The organism is Archaeoglobus fulgidus DSM 4304 (genome assembly GCF_000008665.1).
Taxonomy (GTDB): domain Archaea; phylum Halobacteriota; class Archaeoglobi; order Archaeoglobales; family Archaeoglobaceae; genus Archaeoglobus; species Archaeoglobus fulgidus.
On the sequence record NC_000917.1, the window covers coordinates 837,543 to 856,608 of the forward strand.

Genomic DNA, 19,066 nt, shown 5'->3' on the forward strand with positions numbered 1-19,066 from the left:
GATAGGTATGGCTAAGGAAAAGGAGCACATTAATGTTGCCTTCATAGGGCATGTGGACCACGGAAAGAGCACTCTGATTGGAAGGCTGCTCTACGAAACGGGTGAGATTCCGGAGCACATCATCGAGAAAATGAGGAAAGAGGCTCAGGAGAAGGGCAAAGCCACCTTCGAGTTCGCGTGGGTCATGGACAGACTGAAGGAGGAGAGGGAGAGAGGAGTTACAATCGACGTAGCCCACAGAAAGTTCCAGACCGACAAATACTACATCACCATCGTCGACTGCCCCGGCCACAGGGACTTCATCAAGAACATGATTACCGGCGCATCTCAGGCGGATGCAGCAGTTCTCGTCATGGATGTCGTTGAGAAGGTGCAGCCGCAGACGAGGGAGCACATCTTCCTCGCAAGAACTCTCGGCATTAACCAGATAATCGTGGCTATAAACAAGATGGACAGAGTTAACTACGACCAGAAGGAGTACGAGGCTGCAAAGGAGGCGGTAAGCAAACTTCTCAAGATGGTGGGTTACAAGGTCGACGAGATTCCGTTCATCCCAGTTTCAGCCTACTACGGAGACAATGTTGCAAAGAAGAGCGATAAGACCCCCTGGTACAACGGTCCGACGCTGCTTGAGGCCTTCGACCTGCTCAAGCCACCGGAGAAGCTTGTTGATAAGCCGCTCAGAATTCCCATCCAGGACGTTTACTCAATCAGCGGTGTTGGAACGGTGCCTGTTGGCAGAGTCGAGAGCGGTGTGCTCAGAGTTGGAGACAAGGTCGTGTTCGAGCCTGCCGGCGTAAGCGGTGAGGTAAAGAGCATCGAGATGCACCACGAGCCCATCCAGGAGGCTTATCCGGGTGACAACATCGGCTTCAACGTTAGAGGTGTCAGCAAAAAGGACATCAGGAGAGGAGATGTCGCTGGCCATCCAGACAACCCGCCAACTGTTGTGAAGGACTTCACGGCCCAGCTTGTGGTTCTGCAGCATCCCACAGCAATCACAGTAGGCTACACTCCAGTTGTGCACGCTCACACCGCCCAGATTGCCTGCAGGTTCGTAGAGCTGCAGAAGAAGATTGACCCGAGAACCGGCCAGGTTAAGGAGGAGAACCCGCAGTTCCTCAAGACAGGTGATGCAGCGATTGTCAAGCTTGAGCCAACAAGGCCGATGGTCATCGAGAGAGTCAAGGACATCCCGCCGATGGGCAGGTTCGCCATCAGAGACATGGGCATGACCATCGGAGCCGGAATGGTTCTCGACCTTACCCCAAGAAAATAACTTTATTTTTTTGGTGGTCTCATGCCGATAAAGGGTCCAAAGGCGAGAATTAAGCTCTCCGGCCTGAATCCAAGAGAGCTGGACAGAATTTGCAGCCAGATTAAAGAGATTGCCAACAAGACCGGCGTCGAGCTCAGCGGTCCCGTTCCGCTCCCAACGAGAAGGATGGTTGTGCCTGTGAGAAAGGCTCCCGACGGAGAGGGCAGCGAAACGTGGGACCACTGGGAGATGAGGGTTCACAAGAGGCTGATAGACATCTCCGCCGACGAGAGGGCACTGAGGCAGATTATGAGGATTCAGGTTCCGAGAGACGTGAACATTGAAATAGTCCTCGAATCCTGAATGTTATTTAAAATCACTTTTCTTGGCACTTCTGGCACAATTCCAAGTGTTGAGAGAAATTCTCCTGCTATTTTTGTTCAATTTGGCGGGCAAAGAATGCTCTTCGACTGCGGTGAGGGGACGCAGAGGCAGATGATGATTGCCAAAACCGGTTTCAGAAACCTCGACAACATATTCATCACCCACCTACACACCGACCACTTCATCGGGCTTTTCGGGCTGATTGAGACCATGTCGCTGAACGAAAGAAGCAGGGAGCTGAACGTTTACTCGCCAAGGGCTGAGGTGCTAAGGGCTCTCTTCGAGGCCTTCGGCTACGACCAGCTGAACTACGATATCAGGGTGAGAGAGCTTAAGGATGGCGAGGAAGTGAAATTTGATGGATTTAAGGTTGTTGCCTTCAGAACGGAGCACATAGTCAAGAGCGTTGGCTACGCCATCATTGAGAACGACAGAAGGGGAAAGTTCAACAGAGAGAAGGCGGAGAAGGAGCTTGGAATCCCTCCCGGGCCGCTTTACGCAAAGCTCGCCAGAGGAGAAAGCATAGTCTGGAAGGGGAGGACAATAACTCCGGACATGGTTCTGGGTGAGAAGAGGAGGGGCAGAAAGGTCGTTTACACAGGTGACAGCAGGCCGACAAAGAGGACAGTTGAGATTGCAAGAAATGCGGATATCCTCATCCACGATGCCTCATTCAAAGAGGAGTTGAAGGACTGGGCTATCGAAAGCGGGCATTCCACGGCGAAGGAGGCTGCCGAAGTTGCAAGAGAGGCGAACGTGAAAAAGCTGATACTTACTCACATCAGCACCCGCTACTCCAAAGACGCCTCTCCACTGCTTGAAGAGGCAAAGAAGGTGTTTGAGAACACGATTATCGCTGAGGATTTTATGAGCCTTGAGGTCACCTTCGATGAGAGCTAAATCACGCCAAGCTCGGAAAGTCTCTCCGGAAGATAGACATCGGTAACGTAGTCCAAACCGTACTTTGCCAGGGCCTGCTGCTCTGACTTCTTGTTTATCTCGAGCTGCAGGTTTACCTCCTTCTTCCAGAACTCGGAGTCAAAGCGTGGGTCGGTAAGAATGGCGTTGAGAGCTTTGATGTCTTCCTCCGTAAGCTTGTCAGCTGGCAGGTCATACTTGACGATGTCCGTCGGCCTTATTCCGACAAACTGCGCAGCTGGGGTGGCGAGATACTCGGAAAGGTGGGCGGATTTGATGCTTCCGTAAGCTACGCTGGCGAAGATTCTGTAGCTCCAGGGGTCGCCATCGGTGAAGACAACAACCGGCAAATTTAGCTCAGTGTTGAGCCTCCTGAGTAGCCTCCTGGTGCTTCTCGCAGGCTGGCCCTTCAGATGGACTATGATTGCATCGTACTTCTCATCAAATCCGTTCTCCACAAGCCTGTCCCTCATACCGCCGGTTTCAATGGCGATGACGAACTTGGCGTCGTGGTCAACGAACTCAATCTTGTCCACATTGACAGGAATCTGGTAACCTCCCTCTCCGACATCATCCTGGCAGTGTATCTCCCTCACTCCTCTTCTTGTCTCTTCCCTGACTCTCAGAGGGCCGATGACGGTGGCACCATCTTCCTCAGGGCGGATGTGAAAGTGCTCCCTCTGGAAGTTCGTAAGAATTTCGAGGTCCTCAACAAGCCTGTCGCTCTCCGGCTGCTCTTCAAACTTCGCCGCCCCCCAGCCCTCAGAGATGTAGTAAAGCTCTCTGAGGGTTGAGGACTTGTTGAGGTTAAGCTGCTCCTTGAGGAAGCCGATAACATACGTCATCTTGAGGATTCTGTACGCACCCTTAACGGTTTTAGCCGACCTTACGGATTTCCTGTCACCGTAAACCCAAACCTCACTTTCCTCATTAAACTCGATGTTGTACTTGGTTCTCGTTGCAATGTGAAGCTCGGGAACCTGCCCAGCCTTCATCTGGTCGTATATGTTCTGAACTATACCGATTAAAGCCCGCAAGCATCTCCGCTCTATCTCTTTCATTAAAAATGCATTATCGCAACGGATTTATAGCCCTTACCAATAACTCAATCTGATGCTCTACATCAATTCGTTTCTTGACAGAATGGGAGAGATTATTAGAGGAGAAAAGAGCGTTGAGGAGGCGGACAAGCTTTTAGACCAGAAAAACATCTTTGAAATGTTCAGGAGTGACTGCGAGGAAATATTAAACCTTTACAAAAGCGGTAAGGCTGAGAAAGAGGAGGTTCAGAGAAACTTCTACCTCCTCAAAACGTACGTTGTTTCCCAGCTTTCGATTCACTTCGAAAGATTGAAGGAGTTCGCCGAAAGCAAGGGTTTCAAAATTGAAAAGAAGCTTGATCCCGAAGTGATAAACGAAATAGCTCTCTACATCGACAGAGTAGAGAAGGAAGTATGAAAATCCTCTTAACTAACGACGACGGGCTTTACTCCGCCGGACTTAAAGCCGCTTATGACGCGTTGAGCGAGCTTGGGGAGGTTTTTGTTGTAGCCCCAGCAGTGCAGAGGAGCGGTGTTGGGAGAAGCCTTTCCATAATGGAGCCGATAAGGGTTTCGGAGGTTAAAGTAAACGGGATGAGAGTTTTTGCGGTTGACGGCACCCCCACCGACTCAGTAATCATTGGAATGTACGAGGTAATCGGAGAGATTCCCGATTTAGCGGTCAGCGGAATTAATTTAGGGGAAAATCTCTCAACAGAGGCCGCTACAACCTCAGGCACTGTTGGCGCAGCGCTTGAAGCAGCAACCCACGGAAGCAAAACCATAGCCATCTCCCTGCAAATGCCTGACGTGAGCAAGTTCGAGCTGACGAGCAAGGCCGATTTTAGCTTTGCATCCAAGGTGCTGCGGGGTATAGCGGAAATTGTGCTTTACAAAGGATTGCCTGAGGGTGTGGACTTGTTGAACGTTAACGTTCCGGCAAAGCCGAACGGAAAAATTGCTGTAACGAGGCTCGCAAGAAGAATGTACAGAGTAAGCGTCGAGAAGAGGCTGGATCCGAGAGGGAGGGAGTACTACTGGATTTATGGAGAGGAAACGGAGGATGCGGAGGAGGGGACTGACATCCACGCACTCAGGCAGGGGTACGTGAGCATCACGCCCCTGAAAATCGACCTGACAGCTTCGGTTGAGTTTGATATAGTAGAAGGGTGGTTTGATGGACTCGAGTGGGAAGTATAACGCCGCAAAGCTTGCTCTTGAGCTTGTAAAGGATGGCATGGTTCTCGGAATAGGGAGTGGTTCTACAGTTGAGGTGTTTCTGAACCTGCTCGGAGACAAAATAAGGGAGGAGGGACTGGAAATCTACGGAATTCCATCATCATACCAGTCCTACTTCGCTGCGATCAGGAATGGGGTTGAAATTGTTGACCTGGTTGAGTTCGAGCCGGACCTGTGCATTGACGGGGCTGATCAGGTAGATGCCAAGCTGAACTGCATAAAGGGCGGCGGGGGAGCGATGACGAGGGAAAAAATCGTTGCCAAGGCGAGCAGGAAGGTTGTGATAATCGTGGACGAGAGCAAGCTTGTGGAAAAACTGTCAATGCCTGTGCCGGTTGAAGTGCTGCCCTTCGCTTACGGATGGGTTCTGAGGGAGATTGAGAAAATGGGATGCAAGGCAAGGCTGAGGGAAGGAAAGGGAAAGATTGGGCCGGTGATAACGGATAACGGAAATTTTGTTGTGGACTGCGACTTTGGTGTTATAGAAGAGGATAGGGTTGAGGGTTTGGAGGGTGAGATAAAGCTGATTAGCGGGGTTGTCGAGAACGGTATCTTTTCGAAAGAGCTGATAGATGCTGTAATTGCTGGGTCAAGTCGATCTGCAAGATTTCTTTAAACTTCTACCATTTGTCTCTCCTCCTTATGCTTACGATGGTGTAGACTGTCACTATTATAACTGCAACACCCCCAGCTATGATGGCCAGCGTTACTAAATCAAATTCAAAGGTGTTCTTTACGTTGATTGATTCTTTCAGAGTCTCAGCCCTTACCTTCAGCGACGTAAGGTTGCTGCTTATGCTCTCAATTTTTTCATCAGCAGCGGAGAACTGCCCCTTGGAAACAAGCTCAACAAGCTCATCAATCTCGTTATCAAGCTGCTCCCTCTGCAGAGTCAGGTTTCTCCATTCCTCCATCATTTCATCGTAATTCTCAATTTTTTCCCTATCGTAATCAAGCCGGTACTGAATAAAGGCAAGGGTGGTCGTGATTTTTGACAGCTGTGATTTGAGGTCATCGATCTCCTCATCGTATTTCTCCTTCAGGGTTCTGAAATGGCACTCGTTGATTGCCTCTTCAACCTCAGCGAGAAGTTTCTCAGCCTCAGAATACTTCCCCTCGTTGTAAAGCGTCTTTGCCTCCCTGAGCTTCTTCTCGTCGGCACAGCTTTCCTTTTCAAATTCCTTTAAGTCTGAGTAGAACTTCTGCTTATTCACAACAGTAATCTGAAGGTCAAAGAGCTCCTCATCGGCAGTGACTTTCAGAGCTGAGATGTTCTCCAGTCTTTTTTCTATTACGGGAACGTAGCCACTTACAGCAACCTGAATTTCCTCAACTCCATCGTCAGTTTCAGGAATGTAGAAGGAAAGTGTTGTTCCGTTAATTTTTTCGTAATCATCGTCAGGAGCCGGGTGAAGATGCTTCTTCCCGTCCTTGAACTCCACGGTGACGGTAATTGCCGAGGAGTCGAGGTTTGTTAAAAAGGTGTACTCCGTGTCATCAGCCTGCTTTGAGTCGCTTGATGAGGCCGGAATAATTGTGCATGTGAAGTAGAGGTACTCCCCGCCAAAATAGTAGTCATCGAACGTTTTTGAGCATGAGTAATCAAAATCGAAGGCTGAAGCCGGGATGGTCAGGATTGCTGCTAAAGTCGCAATCAGTAAGAGTGACTTTGCTCGCATGTTAAAATTTATACAACGAGAATTTAAAATTTTCGAGAAAATTAAAAATGAAGGGTTACCTGAGTTCGTCCCACTTTCTCCTGCCACCCCTGAGTTTGATGGCAGCTACAATGGCCACTGCTGCCACAACCAAAGCCGCTGCCAGGTAAAGGGGCGAGATCGGAAGTTCAACATTCAGCGCTGGAAGCCCAAAACCCCCCTGCGTTGGCGACGATGTAACCTCAGCGTCAACCTTCTCCCTGAGAGTCATTATGTCTGAAAGAAGACTGCTAATGTCGTCTTCCAGCTCTTTAAAGGAGTTGTAGGCATCGGAGTACTTCCCGTCCTTGTAAAGATCGTCGGCAGCATCGTAATCCTTTTTAACGTCATCATACCTGCTCTTGAGCTCAGCGTAGCTTTGGAGATAATTCGTGTAGTTCTGGCTGTTCTCAATTTTGTTCAGGGCAACCTCAAGCATGCTGAGGTTCAGGTAGGCATTATCAAGGCTGTCTTTCAATTTGGACCTTAGCGTTTCGGCCTTTAGCCTGTCAGCCTGAGATGCGATTTCATCGAGCTTTTCCTCAGCCTGATTAATTTTATCATCAGCTTCGAGGTACTTTCCCTGAATGTACAGATTATAGGCCTCGTCAAGGAGTGAATAGACCTCATCAAAGTCGGACTGGTTGTACGAAACGCCCGCCGAGTCAAGATCCGATTTCAGCTTGTCTGCGTCTGCCCTTACTTTGCTAATGTCCTCGCTGAACTTCTGCACGTTGACAACCTTCACTGTTAGAGGTGGGAGGGCGTCTTCTTCTGCCTGCTCTACTGAAACGCTGACAAGGTCAATCTCTTCAACCCTTTCTGTCACTGAAGGTATTCTGCCTGTTAAGTTCGCCTCTATGTATTTGACCCCTTTTAGCTCACCTTCAATGACCAAACCATAAACATCCACTTTTACCTTATTGCCGGTGAAATCTTCGGACTTGGTTGCGCTGCCGTAATTGTAGCGAATGACTATTGTCCAGTACGGGTTTTCAAGAGCAGTTTCAAATGTGTATGTTCTGGGTGTTTTATAATCCTCACCTCCAATTAATTTCATATCGTCTTCGGTTTTTGGAAGAATAATGTAGTCAACTGACACAGTATCGCCAGGGAAATAGTAATCCTTCTCTGGACTCACCTGTGTATCAGGAGTGGCAAAGTTGTCTTTCGTAAGTGTCTCAAGAGCTGCAGTCGGTGCGATTAGAACCACGAGACACAGGATGAGCATCAGCTTTTTCATAACCAGAATACAGGCTCGTAGCTTAAAAACTTTATCACAAAATAAAAAAGAGAAAAATTTGGGGAATTACTTCCTTCTCAGCAGGTACGCCACTGCCAGCAGGCCAGCAATGGCGAACACTGCCTCGAAGCCAGGCACTCCGCCGCCCTGCTGGGCTTCGGTTGTGGTTGTGACAGCTTCGGTTGTTGTGGTTTCTACTGCTGTGGTGGTTGTGGCAACTGTTGTGGTTGTAACGGCAGTCGTGGTTGTTACGACTGTTGTTGTAGTTGGTGCGGTTTCAAGGAGTTCGATTGTCTTGATTACGAGGACGTCATCGTCGGCCTTGTACATTGGAGCAAGTTCACTTGCCGGGTCAAGCATATAGTGTTCATCAACCCAAGTGTATTGGTCGGTTTCGCTGCAAGTATCCATTGTATCTCTCACGTAAACTTTGTAAGTTCCCGCGCTCATCCCATATGTTTCGAAGGTTACGGTAGCCTTGCCCTCGCTATTGAGAGTTGCAACCTGAGTAACCTTGTAATTTGTACCTACCAGAGTCACAAATATTTTGTCGTATCCTGCCTCAAGCCTGTCAGTAGTTATGTTGACAACTATCTCGTCACCAATCACCACAGGTGTGTTGACATCTACTTCGAACGTGAGCCCAAGGATTTCAATCAGCTTGTCCTCTGAATCCACCTTTTCTCCACCTAAGCTCTGCTTGAATCTAAGTTCAGCTGTCAGTACGTAAAGCCCCGGCTCAAGTGCGTCAAGGTTAAGTTTATTTTTCGCTATATCCCTGAGATCTACCGTCTTGTTGAAGTAGTTATTTGTATCTACGGAAGCCCAATCCGCTACTGTTGTATCTCTAACATTAGGCCCAGAGAGGACGAGCCTAACTTCGACATTGTCCCTGTCACCGGGATCTGTAAGAACACTTACTTCAAACTTGGACTGGTATGGAACTTTGCTCGGAGCGGTGACTTCAACGATCTGCGGGTCGGTAACAGTGACTGCGATAATCTTCTGCGGGTCTGAGGCTTTATCGACTACTGAGATGTTAGCTGGTGCGTAGAAGTACAGATAGTATGTTCCAGTCTCCACCCCCGTAACGTTCACTGATATCTGGAAATCAATGTTGTCATTATCGTCAGGTTCCATGTAAGGAACATCGGTAGTGTTAATCTTAGATCCTTTAGTCTTCAGATCCACATCCGGGACTGGTGTATCACCAACCGTAAACACACCTGAATCGCTGGCATAGATGTAAACTCCGTCGGCAGTCGAGGATCCTGTAACTCTTATATCTCCACCTCTGGGAACTGTAGTTCTGTCGACGCTGATATCCAGCGTTTGCTTAACTACACTAACCCTAATGTCTGTTGAGATGCCCAAACCAGGAATTTCTGCTGTAAACTTGTAGTCAGTCAACGGAGCCTCTGTGTTGACATCAAGCTTTATTACAACATCGCCCAATGCGTCAACGTAATAAGTTTTTTCTTTTACGTCACAGTCTGGATCACCACTGCAGAAGGCCAAATCGTCTATCTTGAATTTCACTTCTGAATTAATTTTGAGGTTCGTGTCAATTGTGAATGTAACTGTGTCACCTCTCGTGACAGTTGTCTTATCAGCTATGAGTTTTAACTCGGGCTTAACAACCTCGAACGTGGCAGTCTCAGTGTCCGTGTATTCTCCAAGAGAGTCGGACTGTATTTTCACTTCGGCGATGTAAAATCCAGTTTCAGTCGCAAAGTACTTACCAAAGTAGTCGATCTTGAATTTGAAGCTTCCATCCGAGTCGATGAGGGAGACAGCATTACTCTTAACTTTTCCTCCTGTTGAATCGTACACCTGATTGCTCAAAGTATCGTTGAATACCTCCTTACCTGAGAGGTCCTTTATAACCAGGTACGCCTTATTTTCCGCGGCATTGCTTCCACTATCATCTTCGGTACCCGACTTAGCCAAGTTAGTTGTACCCGTGATTACCAAGTCCTGTCCTTTGACATGCTGCGATGGAACGTCCAAGCTAAGGATCTTCGGCTTGACAACCTGGAACACAGCCGTTGCCTCAGCCCTGAGTTCACCCTCTCCGACATCTATTTTAGCAACATAAACCCCCTCTGGTCTGTCTTTTATTTGTATCCACCACTCGTCATCGCCGCAGGCTTCCTTCACAGTCCAAGCCCCTACAGTCGAAGCCCCTGGCTCGGGATAGCTACACAGCACCTCAGTCTGATTTGCACCTGTAATAAACACCGCAATTGGCTTTACTGCCTGATCCGTCGACATTGACGCACCCACTTTGATGTAATCTCCAAGAGCAACCACACTCTTACTGACGCTTATCGAGACCGTTGGCTTCTCAGCCGCTGTTGGTGTTGCTCTAAACACCAGCACATCAGAGAAGTTGGTGTCGTCCACAAACGCTACCACTACATAGTAACCTGGCTCCGTGGGTGTGAAATCCCAACTGTTAGAGCCGCCATCTTCTGGAAGAGAAATCGTCATCTTCGATTTGTCGAGAAGTGTAGCTACGTCAATCGTGGCCCCACTCCTTATGTTCCTGTAATCCGCCCATGAAACCACTGCAATCCTTCTTGTACCATCTTCTTTGGCATAGTAATTCCAATTGGCTTCAATGGTCACAGTCTCCCCAACGTTAACTTGGTCATCTGACAACTTCAACGACGGTATTTTCAGTACATCCACAGATATCGGACCGTCATCTTTCAAGTCCAGCGTTGGAATCTGAGGGACATAGGATTCCGGTAGCTGAGTTGTCCAGAGAGTGAGCGTCACGTTTTGTAGATAGTCTGTTTTGTTTCCAACTGAGATGTTGGTCTGACTTGTGTCTGTTATTGTATATTCAATGCCACATGACATCCAACTGGTCGTGTTATTCGTCTGTGTTACACTACAGTAGTAATTATTCTTTATTTGCCCATTTACGTACAAGTACACTGTACCCGAAAGAGGCGTAGTGAGGTTAGTATTTTTCAGATAGACATCAGTAATGTTTATAGTCAGTGGAACCCTGCCGTAAGTTGGCGTTAAATTGAAATTCTCGACTGTCAGCTCGCCAGGATAAGTCGTGTTAACCGACACTTTAACCGACACTCCTGCCATCACTGGAGTCGCTGATATCACTAAAAGCGCCGCCATTATTACGCCTATTAATCCTACCCTTTTCATACTTCTCTACCTCCTTTTCTCACCTTCCATCTCACCTTCAACTATATAAATTCTCCTGTTTTTATGGCGGCGGGAAAGCTACAGCATCAGCTAACCCGCCGCCACCGTAATTTAATGGTCCCTTCATATATTTAAACCTTTTGCTTATGAGGAAGGAAATTGTAACAATCGATAGGTATTGAGGGAAGGCTGGGTTGAAAGGAAGTAAGGAGAGGGTATGACAAAAAAACTAACTGAACTGGAACGAAAGTTGAGGGATTCTGCCTGCTAGAGCTGCAAACTAACCTGCAAGCTTATCAGCAGTCTTCACGAGCTTCACGGCAACCTCGTAGAGCTCGTCAAGCTGCGTTAACGCTCTCTCAACCTTTGAGAGGTCCAGGTGGTTGTAGTGGTGGGCAATGGCATTCCTGAGGCCGTTGTATCTTCTCAAAAGTTCCGCCTCGCTCTCCTCAATTACACACTCTTCAAGAAGCTTTGAAATGTTGGTGTAGTCATCCTCCACCTGCTTTCCCAAATCCTTCACTAACATCGCTACAATGTCCATTACAACCTCCACCGCTGTCATGATGGAGTAAAGAACTGCTCTCTTCCTCACCTCATCCGACATCGCATGCTCAGTGGCAAAGTTAATCTCCCTCTCCACCCACTCAAGTTTTTCCAAGTATCTCCTTCTTCGCACTTAACCACCTCTTCCTCGCCTGAATTTTCTCCTCCACGCTACTGAACTCGTTCTCCCTGATCCTCCTCTCCATGTCTTCCCATATTTTCCTCTGCTTGTAGAGGTAAAAGTCAAGCTCATCCTTTGCGTAAATCCTGATGTGATTTTTTATCACCTCAATGCGAACGTAAAATGGAAGGTCTTCGAACACCTTAACGTCATACTTCCCGCCCAGCTTATGCATTACCCTGTCAAAAATCCCCTCCTCTGGCCTGACCAGACAAACGTCAATGTCACTTCTCTTCGTCTCCTCACCTCTGGCGTATGAGCCGTAGAGCAGGATGCCCAGACAGGAATCGGCGAACTCCCTAAAGTCTTCCCTCAGACTTTCCAGCAGTTTATCATTGCGCCTGATTTCGGGAGCCACATACATTCTCTGACATTTCCTTTATTTTGTTTTTGATTATCAGTGGTAGAACCTGAAAAATGAACTGAAAAACAAATTGAAGAAATCAGATATCAAAATACTTCATGAATTCCCACGGAGTGATGTAGAGACAGTACTGGTTCCACTCGTCAATCTTCAGCTCCATGAAGGCGTCGAAGATGTGGCTGCCCAGCACTTCCTGCATAAGCTCATCGCTTGCCAGATGGTCTATCGCATCTCTAAGCGTTGTAGGCAGCTCTCCCACTCCAAGCTCTCTCTTCTGTGCTGGTGTCAGCTCGTAAACGTCCTCAAGCAGCGGGTCACCGGGGTCTATCTTCTTCTTTATTCCGTCTAAGCCGGCAGCAAGCTGGGCTGTGATGGCAAGATAAGGATTGCAGCTCGGGTCAACACCCCTGTACTCCACCCTTATTGCTGAGGGCTTCTTGACATACATCGGCACCCTCACTAAAGCGGACCTGTTCCTCGGGCTCCAGCAGATGTAGATGGGAGCTTCAAAGCCCGGCACAAGGCGCTTGTAGCTGTTCACTGTCGGAGCGCAGAGTGCTGTCAGAGCCTTTGCATGCTCCAGCAACCCACCTATGTAGTAGCGGGCCTTCTGGCTCAGCATGTACTCATCATCAGGATCTGCAAAAACAGCCTCGCCGCTGAAGGGCTCTCCCTTCCAGAGGCTCTGGTGGGTGTGCATTCCGCTCGCGTTGTCGAGGTAAAGCGGCTTTGGCATGAAGGTCGCATACAACCCGTGCATCGCTGCAATGTTCTTCGCTGCGAACTTGTAGAGGTAGAAAGCATCACCAACATCCACAAGCTGTTTTGGCTTGAAATCCAGCTCCACCTGCCCTGCTGTGGCAACCTCATGGTGGTGGTACTCAATGTCTATTCCGAGCTGCTCCAAATAGTAAACCAGCTCGTTTCTATATTCAACCGTTGTATCTTCAGGTGGAGGTCTGAAGTAACCCTCCTTGGGCCTTATCATGTACCCACTCTCAAGTTCAGAGCTGATGGGCATGATTCTCGGCGGACCCCAGCTGTCTCCCGCACCGCCGTTGGGCGAGACCCACATGTCCCAGCTCAGCCTTGTGAAGTCAACACCCTCGAAAAGGAAGAACTCAATTTCTGGCCCGAATATGGCTGACATTCCCTCGCTCTTCAGCATGTCCTCGTACCTCTTGGCCACGTAACCTCTTGGATCACAGTCAGCAATCTCAGTGCCCCACGCCTCGTAAACGTTGCCGAACATTATCGCGGACTTCTGAATAGGGTCATCTATCCACGGAATGATTTTAAGCGATGATGCATCAGGCATCCAGACCATGTCGCTCTTCTCTATCGTTCTGAACCCTCTGACTGAGGAACCGTCAAAACCGATTCCGTTCTCGAAGGCGCTGCCGTCAACAAACTCCCTCGCGGGAATTGAGAACATCTGAAGGTATCCCCTAACATCCGCAAATGCACAGAGTACCTGTCTGACGTTATTTTCCTTCAACACCGCCTTAGCTCTCTCAACCTCCTCCATACAATCACCTCTCAGCCGCCTTACCATTTCGATATATATTTTTTTGCATTCAAGGGGATTTGTTAAATTACCTGCAGGCAAGCGTAGGTAAATCTGAAAAATCTTCACCAATTCTCAAATACATACCAATACAAACCAATTTTAACAACACAAATCCTCATGTATCCTGACGGTAAGGTTTAAATACACTTAGAGTTGAAGCCCATGTCCGGAGGCGAGAACATGGCAAGAATAAGGATTGTTTCAAAACCGGAGGTTTGCATTGGATGTCACCTGTGTGAGGTATGGTGTAGTGTCGCCCACTCAAAGTCAAAGGACATCATCAAGGCCTTCCTCTACGAGCAGCCCAGACCGCAGCCAAGGATACTTGTTGAGGAGGACTTGCCGGAAACCTACGCCCTGCAGTGCAGGCATTGCGAGGAGCCGAAGTGCGTTGCGGCATGCATAGCTGGAGCGCTCTACAAGGATGACGATGGGATTGTGATTCACGATGAGAGTAAATGCGTTGCTTGTTATAGCTGCATCATGGCCTGCCCCTACGGGGCCATAAGAATCAATATTGAAACCAAAAAGCCCCTGAAATGCGACCTGTGCAAGGGGCTTGATTATCCTTACTGTGTTAAGTACTGCCCGAACAATGCCTTGGAAATCGTTGAAGAGGTGGAGGAGTACGTATGAAGTACGATTACGTGATTATTGGAAACTCGGCAGGAGGAATTGGATGCGTGGAGGCGATAAGGGAGCTTGATGTGGATTCAAGCATTCTGGTAATCTCCGCAGAGAAGTACCACGCCTACTCAAGAGCCCTCATCCCCTACTACCTCGACGGCAAAATTGAGTTCGAGAAGATGTACTACCGCCCACCAGACTTCTACGAGAAAATGGACGTTGAAACGAAGCTCGGAGTGAGGGCGGTAGGAGTTGATGTTGAAGCTAAGAAGGTTCTGCTTGAGAGCGGAGAGGAGGTTGAGTACGGGAAGCTTCTCATCGCAACAGGAGGAAAGCCCTTCATACCGCCGATGGAAGGGCTGGGAGGGCAGAGCAACGTCTTCACCTTCCTGAAGATGGATGATGTGCTTGCGGTTGAGAAGGCCATCAAGGAGGCAAAGAAGGCGGTGGTTCTCGGTGGAGGTATCATCGGTCTGATGGCATCAGAGGTTCTGGCCAAAAAGGGTTTGGATGTGAAGGTTGTTGAGCTCGCAGATAGGGTTCTCGCTCCCGTTGTTGATGAAACAACCTCAAGAATCGTGGAGAGAAAGTTTGAGGAGAATGGGGTGGAGATCATACTCAACAACACCATCTCCAAGGTTGTTGGAGAGGAAAGGGTTGAGAAAGTCATTCTGAGGGATGGAAGGGAGCTTGAGGCGGACATGCTGCTCGTCGCTGTAGGTGTCGTTCCGAATGTTGACATCGTGAAGAACACTCCGATAAAGGTCAACAGGGGCATAGTGGTCAACAGGAAAATGGAAACATCCGTAAAGGACGTTTACGCATGCGGTGACTGCGCTGAGATTTACGATTTCGTGTTTGGAGCGAACAGAGTTCTGCCACTCTGGCCCACAGCCTACACTGGCGGTAGAATTGCGGGATTCAACATGGTTGGTATCGAGAGGGAGTACAATTTGGCAACATCAATGAACGCCATGCACTTCTTTGATTACTATATAATCAACGCTGGCCTCAACGTTCCAAACGACAGCGAGGAGTTTGAGGTGATTTACAGGCTGGAGGGGGACAGCTACAGAAAGTTCGCCCTTAAGGATGGTAGAATCGCGGGATTCATAATCGCAGGAAAGATGGAAAGAGCAGGAATATTCCTCAAGCTGATGGAGGAGGGAATAGACGTCTCATCCTTTAAGGAGAAGCTGCTTAAGGACAACTTCGGATTTCTGGACATTCCCGAACCAACGAGATGGAAGCTGATTGAAGATAAAATCAAGCTTGGAGTGGTGAGAGAGATATGAGGGGTAAGAGAGTCGTTCTTCCCGATAAGGATCACCAAGCCTGCGGTCTTTTCGGAGTTATAGACCGCAGTGGCAGGAGATTCAGTGGTGAGATGGCCATAAATGCCATGATAAACATGAAGGTGAGAGGAAACGGCCTTGGCGGTGGTTTTGCAGCTTACGGCATCTATCCTGAGTACAAGGACTACTACGCCCTTCACGTGATGTTCCAGGACTGGGACATGGAGGCAAAGCACAGAGTTGATGAGTTTCTGGACGCAAACTTTGATGTTGTGTATGCAGAGGAGATTCCGGTCAATCCGGAAGCGAATGTGGCCTCACCCCCGCTATTCTGGCGCTACTTCGTCTCGCCAAACAAGAAGGGGGATGAGAAGAAGCTCAGCGATGATGACTATGTTGTGAAGAAGGTTATGGAGATAAACACGAAGATTAACAACGCCTACGTCGTCTCATCGGGCAAGGACATGGGCGTTTTCAAGGGAGTCGGCTTCCCTGAGGACATTGCAGAATACTTCATGCTTGCTGAGGAATACAAGGGCTACATGTGGACGGCCCACTCCCGCTTTCCAACAAACACTCCCGGATGGTGGGGTGGTGCGCATCCATTCTGCATCCTCGACTGGACTGTTGTTCACAACGGCGAAATCTCATCTTACGGCACGAACAAGCGCTACCTTGAGATGTTTGGCTATTACTGCACACTGCTTACAGACACAGAAGTGATGGCCTACGCAGTTGACTTACTCATGAGAAAGCAGGGGTTGCCCATCGAGATAGTCTCCAAGATTTTCGCCCCGCCAATGTGGGACCACATCGACATAATGGACGAGAAAAAGAAGAAGTTCTACACCGCTTTAAGAATGAACTACGGACCTCTGCTGATAAACGGCCCCTGGACGATAGTTGTTGCGAGGCACGGAGAGATGTTTGGAATCACTGACAGAATAAGGCTCAGGCCCATAACCTCGGGAGAGAAGGGTGACCTGCTCTTCGTCTCATCCGAGGAGTCGGCAATCAGAGCTGTGTGTCCAGATCTGGACAGAGTTTACACGCCGATGGGTGGAGAGCCCGTCATTGGCAGGTTGAAAAGCAGGGAGAAGGAGCTGGCAAAGCAGCTTTCAGAGGTGGAATGATGCTGGAGGGTGAATTTCACACTCACATGCTTCCCGAATTCATGATTGAAAGAAGACAGGACCGCTGCATACGCTGCAGAGTTTGCGAGAGGCAGTGCGGCTTCAACGTTCACTGGTATGATGAAGAAATGGACATGATGAGAGAGGACGAGATGAAGTGCGTCGGCTGTCAGAGGTGTGCTGTGATGTGCCCGACAAACGCTCTTGTGGTGAAACCGCATCCCGGCAACTACAAACCCAACGCCAACTGGACGAGGGAAAGGCTGCAGGACTTGAAGAAGCAGGCTGAAACAGGAGGAGTCCTTCTCACTGGCTCGGGAAACGACAAGCCCTACAGAATCTACTGGGACCACATCGTGCTGAACGCCTCTCAGGTCACCAACCCCTCCATCGACCCGCTGAGAGAGCCGATGGAGCTGAGAACTTTCCTCGGCAGAAAGCAGGACAGGCTGGAGTTCAAGTACTCAGAAGACTTTGAGGATATAGAGATTACAACCGAGCTCTACCCCAACGTTCAGATTGAAACGCCGATCGTCTTCTCGGCCATGTCGTATGGAGCCATAAGCTATCAGGCATTCAAATCCCTTGCGATGGCCGCAAGCGAGTTTGGTACGCTTTTCAACACCGGAGAAGGCGGATTGCCCAAAGAGCTCAGGAAGTACGGCAAGAATGCCATTGTCCAGTGCGCAAGCGGTAGGTTCGGAGTCGATCCGGAGTACCTCAACGTTGCAGCGGTGGTTGAGATCAAGATAGGACAGGGGGCGAAGCCGGGAATTGGCGGTCACCTGCCGGGCGAGAAGGTCACTCTCCCCATCTCAGTCACCAGAATGATTCCTGAGGGGACAGATGCTCTCTCGCCCGCTCCTCAGCATGACATTTACTCCATTGAGGATTTGAGCATGCTCATCTACGCCCTCAAGGAAGCGACGAACTACGAGAAGCCCGTGAGCGTTAAGATTGCAGCCGTGCATAACGTTGCAGCGATAGCGAGCGGTATGGTGAGGGCAGGAGCAGACATAATAGCCATTGACGGCCTGAGAGGAGGAACGGGGGCTGCACCGAAGATGATTAGGGATAATGTCGGTATCCCCGTTGAGCTCGCACTCGCAGCAGTTGATCAGAGGCTGAGGGACGAGGGAATCAGGAACAAGGCCTCCATCCTTGTGGCTGGCGGTTTCAGGTGCAGCGCTGATGTTGTCAAGGCAATTGCCCTTGGTGCTGATGCGGTTTACATCGGAACTCCGGCTTTGGTTGCGATGGGATGCACCCTCTGCCAGAAATGCCACACGGGTATATGCAACTGGGGAATCTGCACCCAAGACCCCTACCTGGCAAAGAGGCTCAACCCGGAAATCACTGCAAAGAGGCTTGTTAACCTCCTGAGGGCGTGGAGTCACGAAATAAAGGAGATGCTCGGTGGGATGGGTATAAACGCCATAGAGAGCTTGAGAGGAAACAGGGAGCAGCTCCGCGGTGTTGGGCTTGAGGACTGGGAGCTTGAAGTTCTCGGAATAAAGGGGGCGGGAGAATGAAGTACTCTATTGGTGGTTTTTGCGACCTCTTCCTCGACTTCTGCAAAGGAATTGAGGACTTGCTTGACAGGGTCAAGGTGGAAGGCGATACGGCAGTAATCGACGCTAAAGGGCTGACGCACAAGGAGCTGAACGATTTGATGAGGTATGCTGTGGTTGAGAAGGGAGTGTCGAGGCTCAAGCTGCTGAACGTGATGGGGCAGAGATATATCGGGACGAGGCTCTACCTCCCGGACTCCAGAAAGGTAGAAATTGAAGTGCACGGCTTCCCAGGAAACGACCTCGGAGCGTTTCTCGCAGGGCACAAAATTGTGGTTTACGGCAACGCACAGGATGGAGTCGGAAACACGATGGATGATGGAGAAATAATAGTTCACGGCAGGGCAGGAGATGTCGTGGCTATGGCGATGAGGGGAGGGAGGATCATGATTCGGGACGACGTCGGCTACAGAACGGCAATCCACATGAAGGAGTACAAGGACAAGGTTCCGGTGCTGATAGTCGGCGGAACGGCTCAGGACTTCTTTGGGGAGTACATGGCGGGTGGAAGGGTTGTTCTTCTCGGTCTCAATCTCGGAGACAAGCCCCACAGAGCGCGGTACATAGGAACGGGCATGCATGGGGGAATAATGTACATCCGCGGAAAGGTGGAGCAGTGGCAGCTTGGCAAGGAGGTCGGCATCGTTGATATGGAAGAAGAGGACTGGAAGTTCCTCGAAAAACACATAGGAGACTTCTGCAAGGAGTTTGGTTTCGAGAAGGATGAGATACTCGGCGGCAAGTTCCTCAAGCTGAAGCCCGTCACGAAGAGGCCTTACGGCAGAATTTACGCCTATTAAACTTTTTTTAAAAAATTAGGGTT

The 19,066-nt window shown here is 49.3% G+C and carries 18 protein-coding genes; 11 read left to right on the forward strand and 7 right to left on the reverse strand.

Features of this window, described 5'->3' with window-relative positions:
* Positions 1-7: 7 nt before the first annotated feature.
* The 3 genes from tuf to rnz are packed head-to-tail and all read left to right on the forward strand — an operon-like array spanning position 8 to position 2,542.
* Positions 8-1,279 carry a translation elongation factor EF-1 subunit alpha gene (gene tuf / locus AF_RS04745; protein ID WP_010878437.1) on the forward strand — a complete coding sequence of 424 codons (1,272 nt, stop codon included), beginning with the start codon at positions 8-10 and terminating at the stop codon, positions 1,277-1,279.
* A gap of 21 nt (positions 1,280-1,300) precedes the next feature.
* Complete coding sequence (gene rpsJ / locus AF_RS04750; RefSeq protein ID WP_010878438.1) at positions 1,301-1,621, forward strand: 30S ribosomal protein S10; 321 nt, start codon at positions 1,301-1,303, stop codon at positions 1,619-1,621.
* Positions 1,622-2,542: a ribonuclease Z gene (gene rnz / locus AF_RS04755; protein WP_010878439.1), complete on the forward strand. Its 921-nt coding sequence runs from the start codon at positions 1,622-1,624 to the stop codon at positions 2,540-2,542. It abuts the gene before it with no gap.
* Here the strand turns inward: rnz and AF_RS04760 are convergent.
* Positions 2,539-3,621 (reverse strand): DNA topoisomerase IV subunit A, encoded by a 1,083-nt coding sequence (locus AF_RS04760; RefSeq protein ID WP_010878440.1) that lies wholly within the window; start codon positions 3,619-3,621, stop codon positions 2,539-2,541. The genes rnz and AF_RS04760 overlap by 4 nt on opposite strands.
* Positions 3,622-3,673: 52 nt before the next feature.
* Here AF_RS04760 and AF_RS04765 point away from each other — a divergent pair, with 52 nt between their 5' ends.
* From AF_RS04765 to rpiA, 3 genes are read left to right on the forward strand one after another with little or no spacing between them, the layout of a single operon-like run.
* Positions 3,674-4,018 carry a hypothetical protein gene (locus tag AF_RS04765; protein ID WP_010878441.1) on the forward strand — a complete coding sequence of 115 codons (345 nt, stop codon included), beginning with the start codon at positions 3,674-3,676 and terminating at the stop codon, positions 4,016-4,018.
* Positions 4,015-4,800 (forward strand): 5'/3'-nucleotidase SurE, encoded by a 786-nt coding sequence (surE, locus tag AF_RS04770; protein ID WP_010878442.1) that lies wholly within the window; start codon positions 4,015-4,017, stop codon positions 4,798-4,800. Before AF_RS04765 ends, surE begins: the two co-directional genes overlap by 4 nt.
* Positions 4,778-5,455: a ribose-5-phosphate isomerase RpiA gene (gene rpiA / locus AF_RS04775; protein ID WP_010878443.1), complete on the forward strand. Its 678-nt coding sequence runs from the start codon at positions 4,778-4,780 to the stop codon at positions 5,453-5,455. The genes surE and rpiA overlap by 23 nt, the downstream gene beginning before the upstream one ends.
* A gap of 4 nt (positions 5,456-5,459) precedes the next feature.
* Here rpiA and AF_RS04780 read toward each other — a convergent pair whose 3' ends face one another.
* From AF_RS04780 to glnA, 6 genes are all read right to left on the reverse strand, one after another.
* Positions 5,460-6,518 (reverse strand): hypothetical protein, encoded by a 1,059-nt coding sequence (locus AF_RS04780; RefSeq protein WP_048064310.1) that lies wholly within the window; start codon positions 6,516-6,518, stop codon positions 5,460-5,462.
* Between the two features lie 55 nt (positions 6,519-6,573).
* Positions 6,574-7,779, reverse strand: coding sequence for a hypothetical protein (locus AF_RS04785; protein ID WP_010878445.1), 1,206 nt, complete (start codon positions 7,777-7,779; stop codon positions 6,574-6,576).
* 66 nt (positions 7,780-7,845) lie between these two features.
* The gene (locus tag AF_RS13280) at positions 7,846-10,956 is read right to left on the reverse strand and encodes a PGF-CTERM sorting domain-containing protein (protein WP_010878446.1); all 3,111 of its coding nucleotides are present in this window, start codon (positions 10,954-10,956) and stop codon (positions 7,846-7,848) included.
* Positions 10,957-11,236: 280 nt separating this feature from the next.
* Positions 11,237-11,635, reverse strand: a complete 399-nt coding sequence (locus AF_RS04795; protein WP_010878447.1) for a DUF86 domain-containing protein — start codon at positions 11,633-11,635, stop codon at positions 11,237-11,239.
* Positions 11,604-12,047 carry a nucleotidyltransferase domain-containing protein gene (locus tag AF_RS04800; protein ID WP_010878448.1) on the reverse strand — a complete coding sequence of 148 codons (444 nt, stop codon included), beginning with the start codon at positions 12,045-12,047 and terminating at the stop codon, positions 11,604-11,606. The genes AF_RS04795 and AF_RS04800 overlap by 32 nt, the downstream gene beginning before the upstream one ends.
* Positions 12,048-12,126: 79 nt before the next feature.
* On the reverse strand, positions 12,127-13,602 hold the full coding sequence (glnA, locus tag AF_RS04805) for a type I glutamate--ammonia ligase (RefSeq protein ID WP_010878449.1): 1,476 nt from the start codon (positions 13,600-13,602) through the stop codon (positions 12,127-12,129).
* 177 nt (positions 13,603-13,779) lie between these two features.
* On the opposite strand from glnA, the gene AF_RS04810 reads away from it, so the two are divergent.
* From AF_RS04810 to AF_RS04830, 5 genes are read left to right on the forward strand one after another with little or no spacing between them, the layout of a single operon-like run.
* Entirely contained in the window at positions 13,780-14,253 is a 474-nt protein-coding gene (locus AF_RS04810; protein WP_010878450.1) for a 4Fe-4S dicluster domain-containing protein, read from the forward strand.
* The gene (locus AF_RS04815) at positions 14,250-15,539 is read left to right on the forward strand and encodes an NAD(P)/FAD-dependent oxidoreductase (protein ID WP_010878451.1); all 1,290 of its coding nucleotides are present in this window, start codon (positions 14,250-14,252) and stop codon (positions 15,537-15,539) included. The genes AF_RS04810 and AF_RS04815 overlap by 4 nt, the downstream gene beginning before the upstream one ends.
* Positions 15,536-16,672 carry a class II glutamine amidotransferase gene (locus tag AF_RS04820; RefSeq protein WP_010878452.1) on the forward strand — a complete coding sequence of 379 codons (1,137 nt, stop codon included), beginning with the start codon at positions 15,536-15,538 and terminating at the stop codon, positions 16,670-16,672. The genes AF_RS04815 and AF_RS04820 overlap by 4 nt, the downstream gene beginning before the upstream one ends.
* Positions 16,669-18,204, forward strand: a complete 1,536-nt coding sequence (locus AF_RS04825; protein ID WP_010878453.1) for a glutamate synthase-related protein — start codon at positions 16,669-16,671, stop codon at positions 18,202-18,204. Before AF_RS04820 ends, AF_RS04825 begins: the two co-directional genes overlap by 4 nt.
* Positions 18,201-19,043 carry a hypothetical protein gene (locus AF_RS04830; RefSeq protein WP_010878454.1) on the forward strand — a complete coding sequence of 281 codons (843 nt, stop codon included), beginning with the start codon at positions 18,201-18,203 and terminating at the stop codon, positions 19,041-19,043. Before AF_RS04825 ends, AF_RS04830 begins: the two co-directional genes overlap by 4 nt.
* The last annotated feature ends 23 nt before the right edge of the window (positions 19,044-19,066 follow it).

Coding starts and splice junctions, on each gene's coding strand:
- tuf (WP_010878437.1), top strand. CDS start 8: ATGGCTAAGGAAAAGGAGCACATTAATGTTGCCTTCATAGGGCATGTG.
- rpsJ (WP_010878438.1), top strand. CDS start 1,301: ATGCCGATAAAGGGTCCAAAGGCGAGAATTAAGCTCTCCGGCCTGAAT.
- rnz (WP_010878439.1), top strand. CDS start 1,622: ATGTTATTTAAAATCACTTTTCTTGGCACTTCTGGCACAATTCCAAGT.
- AF_RS04760 (WP_010878440.1), bottom strand. CDS start 3,621: ATGAAAGAGATAGAGCGGAGATGCTTGCGGGCTTTAATCGGTATAGTT.
- AF_RS04765 (WP_010878441.1), top strand. CDS start 3,674: ATGCTCTACATCAATTCGTTTCTTGACAGAATGGGAGAGATTATTAGA.
- surE (WP_010878442.1), top strand. CDS start 4,015: ATGAAAATCCTCTTAACTAACGACGACGGGCTTTACTCCGCCGGACTT.
- rpiA (WP_010878443.1), top strand. CDS start 4,778: ATGGACTCGAGTGGGAAGTATAACGCCGCAAAGCTTGCTCTTGAGCTT.
- AF_RS04780 (WP_048064310.1), bottom strand. CDS start 6,518: ATGCGAGCAAAGTCACTCTTACTGATTGCGACTTTAGCAGCAATCCTG.
- AF_RS04785 (WP_010878445.1), bottom strand. CDS start 7,779: ATGAAAAAGCTGATGCTCATCCTGTGTCTCGTGGTTCTAATCGCACCG.
- AF_RS13280 (WP_010878446.1), bottom strand. CDS start 10,956: ATGAAAAGGGTAGGATTAATAGGCGTAATAATGGCGGCGCTTTTAGTG.
- AF_RS04800 (WP_010878448.1), bottom strand. CDS start 12,047: ATGTATGTGGCTCCCGAAATCAGGCGCAATGATAAACTGCTGGAAAGT.
- glnA (WP_010878449.1), bottom strand. CDS start 13,602: ATGGTAAGGCGGCTGAGAGGTGATTGTATGGAGGAGGTTGAGAGAGCT.
- AF_RS04810 (WP_010878450.1), top strand. CDS start 13,780: ATGTCCGGAGGCGAGAACATGGCAAGAATAAGGATTGTTTCAAAACCG.
- AF_RS04815 (WP_010878451.1), top strand. CDS start 14,250: ATGAAGTACGATTACGTGATTATTGGAAACTCGGCAGGAGGAATTGGA.
- AF_RS04820 (WP_010878452.1), top strand. CDS start 15,536: ATGAGGGGTAAGAGAGTCGTTCTTCCCGATAAGGATCACCAAGCCTGC.
- AF_RS04825 (WP_010878453.1), top strand. CDS start 16,669: ATGATGCTGGAGGGTGAATTTCACACTCACATGCTTCCCGAATTCATG.
- AF_RS04830 (WP_010878454.1), top strand. CDS start 18,201: ATGAAGTACTCTATTGGTGGTTTTTGCGACCTCTTCCTCGACTTCTGC.